A 13,030-nucleotide genomic window follows, 5' to 3' on the forward strand; every position below is an offset into this window, starting at 1 on the left:
TCTGATCAAGAAAGAAGCCATGCCAGTATTTGCAGTCACTTACATTTACGCTGCAACTCCAGAGCAGCTAAACGAGATTCGACCAATACACAGGCAGTGGTTGGCATCTCTATTAGAAACCGGTCAGCTGCTGGCCTCTGGTCCGATGATTGATAACCCAGAAGCACTACTTATCTTTAGTTCAGAATCAGCAACCGAGCTATCAAGCCTTTTGGACAACGATCCATTTGACATCGCAGGCTTTATTGGATCTCGCTCTATTCAGCAGTGGAATCCGGTGTTCGGGCCCTTTAGCTCTTCTTAGAGCTCTTCTTTTTTGCTGGGGCCTTCTTCGATTTGTTCTTCTCAGACTTGGTTTCACCGCTGGTAGCGATCAAGCTAATGATTGTTGTGAGAATCAAAGTCGAGACGATAACTCCAAGAGAGAGCTCGGTTGTAATTTCGGGAATCACCTTAATCGGTTCTCCACCATTGATAAATGGAAGCTCGTTCTTGTGAAGGGCGTGGATAACTAGCTTGACTCCAATCCATCCGAGGATTACAGATAGGCCGACTCCCAGGTACTTCAGGCGCTCCATTAGCCCGCTCAATAAGAAGAACAGCTGACGCAGACCAAGAAGTGCGAATGCATTTGCCATAAACACGATGTATGGCTCACTGGTGAGTCCATAAACGGCTGGGATGGAATCCAGTGCAAACAGCAAGTCTGTAAAGCCAATTGCAACCATCACCAAAAGTAGCGGGGTGATGTAGCGCTTGCCTTTTTGAATGATGGTCAGCTTGGTGCCGTGGAATTCGTCAACGGTGCGGAATCTGGTCTTGATCAAAGCGACAATCTTGCCGCCGGGGACCTTATCTTCTTCTTCCTCTTTGAAGGTGTCCCAAACCAGCAGGATGGCTGTGTAGAGCAAGAATGCGCCGAATAGGTAGAACACCCAGCTGAAGTTCTCGATTGCAGCAGCGCCGAGAGCGATGAAGATTCCACGAAGGATTAGAGCCAGAACGATTCCAACTAGCAGAGCTTCGCTCTGCAGGTGCCTTGGAACCCTGAACTTAGTAAAGATGATTAGAAAGACAAATAGGTTGTCAACTGACAGGGACCACTCGGTGATATATCCAGCCAGGTACTCGCCGCCAAATCGACCACCCCAAACTTCGGTAACCAAGAGTGTGAACATCAGGGCAAGACCGAAGTAGACCACGTATTGAATAGCGGATTCTTTGAAAGTAGGCTCGTGCGGCTTTCTGACCTGAACAATCAGATCCCCGATGATAACTACCGCAATGGCTGCGATTGAGACGATCCAGATCCAGGCTTCTACGTTCATGACCTCGGACAATGCGCACCCATTTCTTAGTTGGCCCCTTGGGGATTAGTGTTTAGCTCTGAATTGTACAAGACTACGAATGAACCATCTTGAGAACCACCGATTGGGGACTAATGCGCGTACTTATATCTGGCGCGAGTGGGCTAGTTGGCACTGAATTAGCTCGTCAGCTACGAGAAGGCGGCCATGAAGCCATCAGGCTCGTTCGAAGAACCGCTAGGGCCGCTGACGAAATTAGCTGGAATCCTTCCAAAGGTGAAATTGATCCAGAGATTATGGAAAGCGTTGACGCGGTTGTGAACCTAGCGGGAGCAACCACTGGACGAATTCCCTGGACCGCCAAGTACAAAAAAGAAATAGTCTCCTCAAGAATTGATTCCACCAGAACACTGGTCACGGCAATCAACCGGGCCGGTAATCCCCCCAAGGTACTAATCAGTGGATCGGCTTCCGGTTTTTATGGCGAAGGCGGCTCCACCTGGCTCAGCGAGGAATCCCCGAAGGGGAAAGGTTTCCTATCTGATCTTGCTCACAACTGGGAGCAGGAGGCCATGAAGGCTCGAGCCCGTGTGGTGCTAGTTAGAACAACTTTGGTCATGAGCCGAAAAAAGGGAGCGCTTGGCCCGCTGATGCCACTTCTGAAACTTGGGGTAGGCGGCCCAATTGGTTCAGGCAAACAGTTCTGGGCTTGGATCAATCTTGTCGACGAGGCCGCGGCAATCATTCACCTGATCACCACCCCGGGGACACATGGTCCATACAACCTCACCGCCCCAGAACCGGCCACCTGCGAAGAGATGATCGTTGGATTGGGTAAGGCTATTCGTCGGCCAACGTTTTTTAGAATCCCAGAGTTTCTAATGACGCTCTTTATTGGCGAAGCTGCCCAAGAGCTGCTCCTGGTCAGTCAAAAAATGACAGCAAACAAGCTTCTTGCCTCGGGCTTTAGGTTCCGCTACCCGGACCTAAAATCGTCAATCGACTGGGTTGTAGCTAGCCCCAAGTAATCTCACAAATTTAGGATCACCTACACAAAAGAAAAACCCCACTCTTTCGAGTGGGGTTTTCCTAAAGCAAATGAAAAAGAGAATTACTTCTTCTTCGCAGCAGGCTTGCGCTTTGCTGGCTTACGCTTTGCAGCTGGCTTTGCAGCAGCTGATGCAGCTGGCTTACGCTTGGCTGGCTTACGCTTCGCTGGCTTCTTCGCTGCTACTGCTTTTTTCGCAGCTGGCTTGCGCTTCGCTGCAGTCTTCTTAGCAGCTGGCTTGCGCTTCGCTGCAGTCTTCTTAGCAGCTGGCTTGCGCTTCGCTGCAGTCTTCTTAGCAGCTGGCTTGCGCTTCGCTGCAGTCTTCTTCGCTGCTGGCTTCTTAGCTGCAGTCTTCTTAGCAGCTGGCTTGCGCTTCGCTGCAGTCTTCTTCGCAGCTGGCTTGCGCTTCGCTGGCTTCTTTGCTGCTACTGCTTTCTTGGCAGCTGGCTTGCGCTTAGCTGCGGTCTTCTTCTTGGCTACTGCCATTTTTTTTACCTCTTCTACTTCAGCTACAGTCTCGTCGGCGATGTCGCGGGCAAGTTTGCCCATTGCCTTCGAAACCGGCTGTGCGTTATCGCGGAATATTTTGTTTACTCTTTTTGATACTCGTTTTGATACTCGTTCAAATGTGTTCACTCTTTTGCTCTCCTACTTAGATTGTTAAAAGCCTAGCGTTTTAGCACGAAATTACGCTGTAGCGCGTCTTTTGCGCAAGATTTTATTTATTTCGTCTTGCGTGTCGAAATTCTTCCCCGAGTGATTAATTTCGGTCACAGTCGCAACGTTTGGTATTTCGAGCTCACCAATTCGACTTGTATATGCAGGTGAGGGTAGTGGGTTCGGAGTCCATGCTCTAGGGTCACTTTCCGCTAAAACACTGGCCAGAACGGGTTCTTTCCAGGATCTAGCAAGGTTGGCTGTCATTTCGGTTTTCGACAGGGCAACCCTGATTAGCAACTTTCTAATTTCGCTGGAAGCCTTTATCGCAACCAGCAGCGTGAACATTCCCACTAGCAAACCAGCCCCGGTGGCTACAAAAAGTAGCGGGGTTTGGAGAGCGAAAAACGCCGACGTGGCTGATCCTGAAAAGGCCAGGACTGCCAAAACCGACATCGTGTTTTTTGTCATTGAGAGCCTTCGACCCTGATCAGCTGCCAGCCGAAGCTTTGAGGTAGCTGGTGCAGGGGAGGAAGACTTTACTTCTTTTACCTGGTTTCTCAACGCAGCCGCACCTTGACGACTGTCCGCTCGATCAACTCGATTTTGAAACCAGGACGGGATGAAAACCAGAACGAAGAGGCCGGCGATGACTAGCATCATCAGTCCCCCAAGTGCTGCGCTTTGATCCATGTATCAAAGTTAGAGAAGTTAACACGGCGTGTTGCGGATTTACTTGGGCGTGTTGATTTTTCTAATTCCAAGGATATTTTTGAGATTTGGTCTCACCGCTGATGAAAATTTTCATCAGACCCTCTGGCAACTCCTCTTTGGTCAGCGCAAATACGTAGTGGTCTCTCCAGTCGCCGTTGATGTGGATGTAGCGCTGCTTGAGCCCTTCGTACCTAAATCCCAGCTTCTGTATGACTCTTAGCGACGCTACGTTCTCTGGTCTGATGTTGATTTCCACTCTGTGAAGGCCCACTTGGTCCATCAAATAATCTGTCACCAGTGCAACCGCTGTTGGCATTACTCCACGCCCTGCGACCTCAGGACTAACCCAATAACCCAAAACAGCAGAAGAAACTGATCCGTACATCACGTTTGCAACATTCAACTGACCCTGAAGCTGTCCTTGAACCTCGATAACAAATGGCATGCCCGATTGATCATCCAACTGACGAAGTAAGCCTCGAAGCTGTGATCGAACATCAAAGGAATTTGGGGCGTGTGGGTTAGTTGCCTCCCAGGGCCTTAGCCAATCCCGATTGCCGAGGATTAGCTTCTCGAGCTGCTTGGAATCTCTCATCTTCGCAACGCGAAGCTTCAGATCGCCATGAGTGAGTATCGGGGAAGTGGCCACGATGGCTAGATTAGTGCCATGACTGAGAATGTTTCGGAGGCCAAGTCCCGCCTTAGGACGCAGGTGCTCACCAAACGCTCTCAAGCTTTAGCTTCTGAAACTGCAAATGCAATTGGCTCGCAGCTACTTCAACTCTGTGAGCAACTTGGCGCAAGAACTGTTGGAATCTACCTGTCCTTTGGAAGCGAGCCAGTCACCGATGTATTTGTCATCGGTGCGAAAGCTGCCGGCATAACACTATTTGCCCCAAGGACTGGACCTGAATCAACCATTGATTTTGCTCGCCTCGAGGGTGCAACCGAATCAACTGAGCTTGGATTTTTGCAGCCAGTGGGTGAGGTGATTGAACCGGCTGGTTTGGATTTGATTATTGCTCCGGCCCTATCGGTTGATGCCTTCGGCAACAGATTAGGCCGAGGTGGAGGATTCTTTGATCGCTACCTAGATAATTTCGAGGGTCCCGTTGCAGCTGTGGTTTACGAACATGAATTGGTGGCTGAATTACCGAGCGAATCACACGATCGCCCGGTTCAATATGCGGTCACGCCAACTGGCATCTTGGCCCTTAGCCCAAAGCGGTAAACTTATAGTTCTTCCTTACCCTAGCGAAAGAACAACTAATGCCTACCTACAGCTACGTTTGCAAGGCTTGCGAACACAGCTTTGATATTTGGCAAGAGTTCTCGGCAGAGCAAGAAACACTCTGCCCAGAGTGTGGCGGGGAATTGAGAAAAGTGTTTGGACAGTTGGGTGTGAGCTTTAAGGGCACCGGCTTTTACAGAACTGATTCCAGGGACTCAGGCACCAAAGGGTCAAAGCCCTCCACTCCTAAATCTTCGGACTAAGACCAGTGAGGCGGTTTGTCTTCACGCAGCCGCTGGTCGTTTGAATCAACCGGATCGCCCCAAGCAGAGTGGGTATCCTCAAAAGCCCTTGGCTCCATTTCAAAAAGCGGCTGTGGCTTCTTACTAACTTCAATTCCTAAGGCGATGGCAATTCGCTGTGCCACAAGCTCCGGGTCAGCGAATAATTCAAAGCTCGGAACCCTAATGTATTCCCAACCAAGGGATTCAAGCATCATCGGGCGCAGTCTGTGGCGCTCTGAAAGGTTGTAGCCCAACAATCCCCAGTCCGGTTCAACTACCGCAGCTTTTTCTCCCACTGAGGCAACCAGCTTCAGTCTTGAGGAGAAGTTGGTTCGGGTGGTGACACCGAGCTTGGTCAATCGAATGGCCAAATCAGCAACCATTGGATTCACATCGGCCTCTAAGACTTTTCGGGTTGGCTTGGAAATCTCACTTAGCATTTCCCTCAACACATCTGAGCCGATAATGCTCGGGTCAACCAGGTCCACTGCCTCTAGAGCGCTTACTACAGTGAGGTGCTTTCGAGCCGAGACCAAGCAGTTGGCAAGGTAGCGATTGCCGTCGCGGTGAGAAATAAACCCTAGGGATTTAGGTGCAGAACCATTAGAGCCCTTGCCAAAGCCCACCGAGAAAATCACCCGATCGGCGATGCGGTGAGCCAGGTCCTGAATGGTTGTGATTTCAAATTTCTCGCGGCCATGGCCTTCGAAAAACTCAGCCAGGTGAGCCTTGTCCCTCATGCCAGCTTGCAGAGCCTGATCCAAACGCTCCGCATGCTTTTGGCTGGCGGTTGCAACCAGCAATGAATCCTGCGGGGTCCAAGTGGCGTGGCTAAAGATCAGATCAATAACTTGCGCCACCTCGGCATCTAGGCTCTCAGGTTCAGCCGCTTTTGCCGCAGCTACTTTTACCAGCACAGCGTTTGAGCGACCGAAGTAGGAATCTTTGGATGGTTCAAAGATTATTCGGTCGCCGTAGAACTCTGAGTTGATGTAGTCGCCAAGCACCTGCCCGCTTGAGCGGTAGCTTCTTTTTAGAACCTCAACTGGCATGACAGTTCTAGCAGCCGTGAAAATCGACTCGGGAGGTACCCGCTCGATGGATTCATCAGGGAGGCACTCCAGATTGAAGCCGGTAGCTGCAGCAATCGCGTCATCGCCAAAGATAATTGCCTGGCTGGCTCTTGCTAAACCGCTGTAGTTTTCGGCAATAGAAGACCCAGCTCCATCGAGCACTATCGCCACATCAAAGCTGTCGCTGCGAGACAAGACAGTTGGAACTTCGTATGGCGAGCACATCACAACTGGCGCAAGTGCCTTATAAACATTTGGAGCCAGAGCCTGGACTTCTGACAACACCGCACGCTTGAGCTTGAGCAGCCCCTTTAGGGTTTGTGCCTCAGTCGGGAATATCTCAAGAGAATTTTTCCAAGAGGTGGCAAGTTCAAATGCCACGGTCTTCGCGCCCTCGTGAATCAGGTCTTTTTCCGACTGGGCAAATCTTTGCTCGTTAGCGACAACTTGATTGTGGTCTCCAGCCAGGGAGCTACCCGATCTTTGCAATAGAGTCTCAAGAGCTGATTTCCACCAGGCCAGTTCTAGTTCGGACTGCAGAGCATCTTTGGTGGTGTGAAGCTTGGCTAGCTCCACCGAGAGCTGGCCAAGACCGGCTTCGTCCAAACGCGATTGGGTCATCGCGCGCTCTGGGTAGTTATCCAATATCGAAGTGTCGTCGGCAAGTGATCGAAGAATACCGCGCAATTTTTCTAGCGGCTGGTCAACAAGATCTGGGTTCACTGATTCGGAATCTAAGTGAAGTTGCAGCACCTTGAGCTCTTCAACGAAGGTGTTCACTGCTGATTGAGCCTGAGCAATACCGAGGGGAACCTGAGGGGCTTTGGCAACCAGGCAGTGCTTTGCCCAGATATCGCGCTGGGATTGGATCTCTTTTAGTGCCAGGTGCATATCCGCTACGTGCATTCCAGGACGCAAGTATTCCTTGGCAAGTTTTTTCAGGCGACGACGGTTGGCACCGCTCATCACTGACTTGTCTTTTCTAGGGGCGGTAGCAAAGATTAATTCGGTTAGTGGGCGATCAAACACCTCTGGCTTGAACTTATCCAGTGTTTCTCGAACCCCGACAAACAACTCCAAATAGCTCACCCAGTCGGTGACGCTTCTAGCTGGAACAAACTCAACTGTTTTTGTGAAATCGGCTAGCTGGTCGGACAACTCCTGGAAGCTTCCCTGGTGCAAAGCCTTGGCTAGTGCAATCCGAGCAGGAATCTCTTGAGGGTTTTCAAATTTTGCCCTAAACCAACTCGAGTCCTCAGGACCAATCTCAAACTCCCCAAGTTCTTGGGCTTGGCGAAGCAGTGTCATCGCAAAGGTTAGATCCCGATGTCTTCCAAGCTGATCGGCATCAATGCGAGCTTCGTTCAGCGGGGGCTTGCGGCTAGCAGCTAGCCTCGAGAGTTGCTCGAGCGCCTGCTCGATACTTACCCCTAGCTCGCCGTCAACTTTAGAAAAAGAAGCGAAGTAATTTGAGACTTGCTCTCTGGAGCTATCCCTAAGAGTTGCAAGAGATGAGTAGTTGGCGATCTTTGCCTTCTCGTTTCGAGAAATGGCACCAATCATGTCCATCCAGGTGGCATTTGATCTGATGCCTAGTCCTTGAAGGCCGAGCTGTGCCATCCGATCGCTTAGTTCGTTGAGGGTTTGTCTTCTAGGTGCCAGCACCAAGACTCTTTTGCCCTGGTGAGCCAGCGCTGCAATAAGAAGTAAGACGGTCTGGGTATATCCACAACCTGGCAGGGTCTCAACAGCAAAGCTGGCCCCTGCTAGCGCGCGGGAGACGATCTTGGTTTGGGTCGCGTCAGAGTCGGTGACTGCAATCGGATCGGCAACGCCAAGTTCGTTTGAAGTATCGGCAGTCGAATCTCCGCTGAGCAGCTTTAGCACTGGGTTATCGGATCTTCTGAAATCGGCAGCCAGCTCTATGGCAGCTGAAGAGAAGTTTGAAATTACAAGAATCCGACGAAGCTCAGGCGAGCCGGCCGAATCGGTTAGAGCAGCTATGTGATCGAGAACTCGAATGGGAATCGGGTCAGATCCAACCTGAACATGGGAGAGTAAATCCTCGTTGTTTAGCCTGACGCCATAGGCGGCATAGAGAGCTGGGGCAAGGGCTGGATTTACGATGGCTTTTCGAGAAAGGCTCAGTTCAAAATCGTCATGCTTACGCACAAGGTTGACCGGCCATAGCAATACCGGCATCCGAAGCTCTTTGCCATCGGCGCTAAGGTCAACTAGTCCGCTTGCCATATACAAAGTGTCGAGGCCGAAGTGCTCAGACAGTGCGGCCTGCTTGGCCTTTATTCGCCGGGCTGCTGAAAGCGCCCTAGAAAACGACAGCGGGTCTCGAACCAGGTTTGATAACAAAGCTGGCCGACCGGTTACGAACTGTGCTAGTCCTCCTGGGTGAGCTCGTTCTAGATTTATCTGTCCGTAAGAGTTGTCACGAAAGTGACTGAGTGGATCGGAGCAGCCGATTTGCTTGATTTCCGATAGCCACAAATCAAAGCTGTCACCAGCAATTGCTAGATCGGGGATTTGAGATTCGGACATGCTTCAAGACTAACTTTGGGACTGATTTTTACTCAGCTAGCCCGGCTTAGTGTTGGGGTATCTTTGATGGGTATGGCCCCGTAGCTCAGTGGATAGAGCAGAGGTTTCCTAAACCTTGTGCGGAAGTTCGATTCTTCTCGGGGTCACTTTTTTTGTTTTAGCTATGTGGGCTAAGCAGCGCTGGCAAATGCCAAGTACTCATTCCATTCCGGCTCGAATCTCTCCGCACCGCGAACCATCCAAACATTTCCAGCTGGCATCTTTGGAGCAAAATCCAGACTCCAACCCATCTCACCCAAGGTCTTATCGCCTTTTTTGTTGTTGCAGCGAAGGCAGCATGCCACCAGGTTTTCCCACGAGTCATCCCCGCCTCTTGATCGAGGCTGGATGTGATCAACGGTTGAGGCTGAGCGTTTGCAGTAGCCGCAGCGGTGGCCGTCTCTTCTTAGCACTCCCCTTCGGGAAACCGGAATCACCCGAGATCCAGGGATTCGCACGTAGCGAGATAGCAAGATAACTGAAGGCAGCTTGTATTCACCGGTGGCACTTCTAACCACGCTGACTCCAGCCTGGGCTAGAACTGTGGCTTTTTGATTGAGCACCAAGATAATGGCCCGCTTGAAACTGACCACGGCAAGCGGCTCGTAGCCGGCATTTAGAACGAGAGTTCTCATTTTTTAATTCCTTTCGAATGTGACCCACACGGATTGTGGGTCGTTTTCGCAAGTTATTAACTGCCTGGGCACAAAAAAAGCGCCGTCATAAAAATGACGACGCGCGATTACTGGACCCGTATCGATCCGATTGGCTGGGGTTGCCGAGATTGGAAGCAATGCTTGGGAAGCATACCTGTCATCTAAACCCCTGGCCTTTCAAAAAGAAAACAATGAATAACTTGTCTCTTAGATTAGCCCAGGCTGGGGCAATGCCAAACCAAATCGGATCTGTGTTTTTTTAGGCCTGGAGGCTAGTTGGTTCCCAGGCGCACGAAGTAGTGACCGCCAGCTTCAACCAGAGAGTTGATTGGTCCAAGCTTTACGTAGTCACCGCGCTGTGGGGCGTGATACATCTGGCCGTTGCCGGCATAAATACCGTTGTGGCCGTGGTCGTTATAAATGACTAGGTCGCCAGGTAGGGCGTCGGCTGGAGAAACGATAATTCCCGATCGAGCCTGAGCGGTCACCGAGTGAAGAAGAGGAACACCGAACTGGGCATAGACGAACAAGATCAGCCCAGAGCAGTCAAAGCCGCGAGGGTTTGACCCACCAAATACGTAAGGAGTTCCAACGTACTTCGATGCGACCTGAAGAACCTGGTCGGAGGAGATGATGCTGTAGGGAGGGTTTTTGACAAACTCGGCCGCTGTTGGACCGTTGTATGCCAGGTAGTTATTTAGGGTCTGCTGGCGAAGTACCGACTCAGCATTGGCCGAGGCATATTCGCCTCGAACGAACTTGATGGTGTTGGCTGCTGCCACGGTGAGGTTCTGAGTGCCATCGGTCTGAACAATATCAGCCTGGTTAGTGGTGGTAAGTCTTGCCATGGCGGCAATTTCTGGGTCGTAGGCATAGGCCGGAAGGGCCACGGTTGCCAGAAGCCCTGAGGCGGTAAGCATAGTTATGGCAGTTCTGAAAGTTGGGTTGGAGCGGAGTCTGTGATCGCCAGCTGAAAGGGCAACCGGTCTAGCTAGGGCCTTTTCGCGCTTTATGGCCCGGGCTTCCATGCGAGCAAGGGCACGGCGAGCGCGACGAGAGGTTCTATCGAGTTTGGCTTTTTCAGCCTCGCGAATTGAACGTCTTGAGCGAACCTCAAAGGATTCAAGGACGTTAATCTCAACGTCTGCTCTGTGTCTGCCTGAACCAGTACTGGCCAAACCGTTACCTCCGGTGCTCCAATGACCTCTATAAAGAAGTCAGTCCTGAATCGAAACTATAAGTTCTAAAGATCTGATTCCAGGCGGTGGAAACATTTCAGATCCGACTGCCCAAATGGATTGATTTGGACAGCTTGACAAGTCTAACCCATGAATTTCGGGGGCAACCCGCCACGTGCCCTTATCGGGAAACTCGCAGGCTACTAAACTCATCGGTATGCCCGAAATCCTAATTCCCAGCAATTTACTGCCTAAAGATGGCCGTTTTGGCTGCGGACCGTCCATTTTGCGCCCAGAACAGCTGGCCGCCTTTGGCTCGGCGGGGTCGAAGCTTATGGGCACCTCTCACCGCCAAAAACCCATAAAAGACATGGTTTCTGAGGTCCAAAGTGGACTTCTTGAGTTGTTTAGGGCTCCAAAGGGCTACGAAATCGTTTTAGGAAATGGTGGCTCAACTGCCTTTTGGGACGTGGCTGCTTACTCTCTAGCTGATGGTAACTCTCAAGCTTTGGTTCATGGTGAGTTCGGGGCCAAATTCGCCAAGGCCCTTTCAGCGCCCTTCTTGGGGTCAATGGATATCAAAAAAGGTGAAGTTGGATCCAGGTCTGAGCTTTCGGCAACAGCCGGCGTCAATACATATGTATACCCGCACAACGAAACCTCAACCGGGGTTGTGACACCAGTTGAAAAAGTAGCCGGAGCGGACCAAGATGCGATTTTCTTGACCGATGCCACCTCGGCTGCTGGAGGAATCGACTTCGAAGCATCGAATACGGATGTTTACTACTTCGCTCCCCAGAAAAACTTTGGCTCTGACGGCGGGCTCTGGTTAACTCTGATGAGCCCCAAGGCTTTGGAGCGCGCAGACAAGATTGCTGCCACGGATCGCTACATCCCTGAGTTCTTATCTCTCCAGATCGCCATTGATAACTCCAGACTGAATCAGACATTGAACACCCCTGCGATCTCGACGCTATTTTTGCTAAACGAGCAAATCAAGTGGATTAACTCATCCGGCGGCTTGGCTTGGGCCGATGCCAAGACCAAAGCGTCTTCGAAGCTGTTGTATGACTGGGCTGATGCAACTAGCTTTGCGAGCGCCTTTGTTGCTAACCCGAAGCACCGCTCCCAGGTGGTTGTCACAATCGATTTTGATCAGGCAATCGACGCAGCCGAGATTGCCAAGGTGCTTCGGTCAAACGGTGTGGTGGATGTGGATCCTTATCGCAAGCTTGGAAGAAACCAGCTTCGAGTTGCAACTTTCACTTCAACCGACCAAGCTGACATCGAGGCACTAATTGCCTGTATCGATTACGTGGTAGCGGAGCTAGGCTAATGAAATTTCGAGTGAAGGAATCTGAGGCTAAGCCAGATCCTGAGCCGATTGAATCAAACGCTTCTCTGGCAGTATTACTTGGCACCCTTGCGTGGCTTCTTGGCCTTGTTGCTATCTTGCTTCTTAATCAAACGCTTTCTGAGCCTCTTCCCGAGTGGTGGGCGCTTACCTGTATCTTCGGCATCTGCCTTGGGATCTTCGGTTTCTTCAAGGTCCGCAACCGCTAGGTCTTTAGCTTCGGACTTGTCCAGCTCTGCGCGACGCTCAGACCAGGGCACCCAGTCCGGTGCCACGATGGATTCTTTGCCGGGAAGCAAAACCACCTCTGAAACAGTCGGGTCAGCTTTCTTGGCTTGGAAAACAACAACGTTCCATTCCCAGCCGAGATACTCTTTCATGTTTGCTTGAAAGCGATAACTGACAACGTTAGTTTCTTCGTCGACTGTTCCCAGAAACTTACCTACGCCCCCATTAGGGGCAAACTCTTTGGCAGCTTTCTCGGCGAAGCCTTGGTGCTGAGGTTTTTTGAGGCGCTTAAGCATCTAGCTCTTCAGCGAGCTTGCGAAGCAAGGAGGCAATCTTTCTGCCCTGAGCTGGCTCTGGCTGCTTGCCGCGCTTTAGTCCCCCGCCGATGTTATCCAGCAGGCGAATTAGGTCCTCAACAATTACCGACATTTCGTCGGCTGGCTTACGAGACATCTTTACTAGCGATGGCGGTACCTCGAGCACGCGAACCGACAGCGCCTGAGCGCCTTTTTTGCCATCGACGATTCCAAACTCAACCCGGGTTCCAGGCTTAACCTCGCTGACACCTTCAGGCAGAGCGCTGATGTGTAAGAAAACCTCTTGGCCTTCATCGGATGCGATGAAGCCAAAGCCCTTTTCTTCGTCGAAGAACTTCACTTTGCCGGTTGGCATTCGATACCTCTTTCTAGAGAACCTCCATTTTACCGA

The 13,030-nt window shown here is 51.2% G+C and carries 14 protein-coding genes, 1 tRNA gene and 1 pseudogene; 7 read left to right on the forward strand and 9 right to left on the reverse strand.

The window, feature by feature from the left end; all coding sequences use genetic code 11:
- Positions 1 to 19 precede the first annotated feature (19 nt).
- On the forward strand, positions 20 to 304 hold the full coding sequence (locus AC8GDC_RS05205; protein WP_506557602.1) for a YciI family protein: 285 nt from the start codon (positions 20 to 22) through the stop codon (positions 302 to 304).
- Here the strand turns inward: AC8GDC_RS05205 and AC8GDC_RS05210 are convergent.
- A complete protein-coding gene (locus AC8GDC_RS05210) occupies positions 291 to 1,340 on the reverse strand; it encodes a TerC/Alx family metal homeostasis membrane protein (RefSeq protein ID WP_506557603.1) in 1,050 nt (349 codons plus the stop codon). The genes AC8GDC_RS05205 and AC8GDC_RS05210 overlap by 14 nt on opposite strands.
- Before the next feature lie 77 nt (positions 1,341 to 1,417).
- On the opposite strand from AC8GDC_RS05210, the gene AC8GDC_RS05215 reads away from it, so the two are divergent.
- Complete coding sequence (locus AC8GDC_RS05215; RefSeq protein WP_506557604.1) at positions 1,418 to 2,335, forward strand: TIGR01777 family oxidoreductase; 918 nt, start codon at positions 1,418 to 1,420, stop codon at positions 2,333 to 2,335.
- A gap of 83 nt (positions 2,336 to 2,418) precedes the next feature.
- Here AC8GDC_RS05215 and AC8GDC_RS05220 read toward each other — a convergent pair whose 3' ends face one another.
- The 3 genes from AC8GDC_RS05220 to AC8GDC_RS05230 form a co-directional block, all read right to left on the reverse strand.
- Positions 2,419 to 2,991 carry a hypothetical protein gene (locus AC8GDC_RS05220; RefSeq protein ID WP_506557605.1) on the reverse strand — a complete coding sequence of 191 codons (573 nt, stop codon included), beginning with the start codon at positions 2,989 to 2,991 and terminating at the stop codon, positions 2,419 to 2,421.
- Positions 2,992 to 3,042: 51 nt separating this feature from the next.
- Entirely contained in the window at positions 3,043 to 3,705 is a 663-nt protein-coding gene (locus tag AC8GDC_RS05225; protein WP_506557606.1) for a hypothetical protein, read from the reverse strand.
- 61 nt (positions 3,706 to 3,766) lie between these two features.
- Positions 3,767 to 4,375: a GNAT family N-acetyltransferase gene (locus AC8GDC_RS05230; RefSeq protein WP_506557607.1), complete on the reverse strand. Its 609-nt coding sequence runs from the start codon at positions 4,373 to 4,375 to the stop codon at positions 3,767 to 3,769.
- Between the two features lie 18 nt (positions 4,376 to 4,393).
- Between AC8GDC_RS05230 and AC8GDC_RS05235 the strand changes: the two genes are divergently transcribed.
- Entirely contained in the window at positions 4,394 to 4,957 is a 564-nt protein-coding gene (locus AC8GDC_RS05235; RefSeq protein ID WP_506557608.1) for a 5-formyltetrahydrofolate cyclo-ligase, read from the forward strand.
- Positions 4,958 to 4,995: 38 nt separating this feature from the next.
- Positions 4,996 to 5,220 (forward strand): FmdB family zinc ribbon protein, encoded by a 225-nt coding sequence (locus AC8GDC_RS05240; RefSeq protein ID WP_506557609.1) that lies wholly within the window; start codon positions 4,996 to 4,998, stop codon positions 5,218 to 5,220.
- On the opposite strand, the gene AC8GDC_RS05245 is transcribed toward AC8GDC_RS05240, so the two are convergent.
- Positions 5,217 to 8,867, reverse strand: coding sequence for a DUF4011 domain-containing protein (locus AC8GDC_RS05245; RefSeq protein ID WP_506557610.1), 3,651 nt, complete (start codon positions 8,865 to 8,867; stop codon positions 5,217 to 5,219). The two genes, AC8GDC_RS05240 and AC8GDC_RS05245, sit on opposite strands and share 4 nt — an antisense overlap.
- 74 nt (positions 8,868 to 8,941) lie before the next feature.
- On the opposite strand from AC8GDC_RS05245, the gene AC8GDC_RS05250 reads away from it, so the two are divergent.
- A tRNA-Arg gene (locus AC8GDC_RS05250) sits at positions 8,942 to 9,013 on the forward strand.
- Positions 9,014 to 9,037: 24 nt separating this feature from the next.
- On the opposite strand, the gene AC8GDC_RS05255 is transcribed toward AC8GDC_RS05250, so the two are convergent.
- Entirely contained in the window at positions 9,038 to 9,541 is a 504-nt protein-coding gene (locus tag AC8GDC_RS05255) for an HNH endonuclease (RefSeq protein ID WP_506557611.1), read from the reverse strand.
- 293 nt (positions 9,542 to 9,834) lie between these two features.
- On the reverse strand, positions 9,835 to 10,740 hold the full coding sequence (locus AC8GDC_RS05260) for a C40 family peptidase (RefSeq protein ID WP_506557612.1): 906 nt from the start codon (positions 10,738 to 10,740) through the stop codon (positions 9,835 to 9,837).
- A 217-nt stretch (positions 10,741 to 10,957) separates the two neighbouring features.
- Between AC8GDC_RS05260 and serC the strand changes: the two genes are divergently transcribed.
- Together serC and AC8GDC_RS05270 are read left to right on the forward strand one after the other, a co-directional pair.
- On the forward strand, positions 10,958 to 12,076 hold the full coding sequence (serC, locus tag AC8GDC_RS05265; RefSeq protein WP_506557613.1) for a phosphoserine transaminase: 1,119 nt from the start codon (positions 10,958 to 10,960) through the stop codon (positions 12,074 to 12,076).
- The gene (locus tag AC8GDC_RS05270; protein ID WP_506557614.1) at positions 12,076 to 12,303 is read left to right on the forward strand and encodes a DUF2530 domain-containing protein; all 228 of its coding nucleotides are present in this window, start codon (positions 12,076 to 12,078) and stop codon (positions 12,301 to 12,303) included. Before serC ends, AC8GDC_RS05270 begins: the two co-directional genes overlap by 1 nt.
- 45 nt (positions 12,304 to 12,348) lie before the next feature.
- Here the strand turns inward: AC8GDC_RS05270 and AC8GDC_RS05275 are convergent.
- A pseudogene (locus tag AC8GDC_RS05275) lies at positions 12,349 to 12,618 on the reverse strand (DUF3027 domain-containing protein); the annotation flags it as partial.
- Positions 12,611 to 12,994 carry a cold-shock protein gene (locus AC8GDC_RS05280; RefSeq protein WP_506557615.1) on the reverse strand — a complete coding sequence of 128 codons (384 nt, stop codon included), beginning with the start codon at positions 12,992 to 12,994 and terminating at the stop codon, positions 12,611 to 12,613. The pseudogene AC8GDC_RS05275 and the gene AC8GDC_RS05280, both read right to left, overlap by 8 nt.
- Positions 12,995 to 13,030: the final 36 nt, after the last annotated feature.

The sequence above is a fragment of the Rhodoluna miladensis (SeqCode) genome, from assembly GCF_965234705.1.
Lineage (GTDB): Bacteria > Actinomycetota > Actinomycetes > Actinomycetales > Microbacteriaceae > Rhodoluna > Rhodoluna miladensis.

Bases quoted from the DNA above. Each gene is read 5' to 3' on its own strand.
- AC8GDC_RS05270 (WP_506557614.1), top strand. From the start codon at position 12,076: ATGAAATTTCGAGTGAAGGAATCTGAGGCTAAGCCAGATCCTGAGCCG.
- serC (WP_506557613.1), top strand. From the start codon at position 10,958: ATGCCCGAAATCCTAATTCCCAGCAATTTACTGCCTAAAGATGGCCGT.
- AC8GDC_RS05235 (WP_506557608.1), top strand. From the start codon at position 4,394: ATGACTGAGAATGTTTCGGAGGCCAAGTCCCGCCTTAGGACGCAGGTG.
- AC8GDC_RS05240 (WP_506557609.1), top strand. From the start codon at position 4,996: ATGCCTACCTACAGCTACGTTTGCAAGGCTTGCGAACACAGCTTTGAT.
- AC8GDC_RS05205 (WP_506557602.1), top strand. From the start codon at position 20: ATGCCAGTATTTGCAGTCACTTACATTTACGCTGCAACTCCAGAGCAG.
- AC8GDC_RS05245 (WP_506557610.1), bottom strand. From the start codon at position 8,867: ATGTCCGAATCTCAAATCCCCGATCTAGCAATTGCTGGTGACAGCTTT.
- AC8GDC_RS05280 (WP_506557615.1), bottom strand. From the start codon at position 12,994: ATGCCAACCGGCAAAGTGAAGTTCTTCGACGAAGAAAAGGGCTTTGGC.
- AC8GDC_RS05255 (WP_506557611.1), bottom strand. From the start codon at position 9,541: ATGAGAACTCTCGTTCTAAATGCCGGCTACGAGCCGCTTGCCGTGGTC.
- AC8GDC_RS05225 (WP_506557606.1), bottom strand. From the start codon at position 3,705: ATGGATCAAAGCGCAGCACTTGGGGGACTGATGATGCTAGTCATCGCC.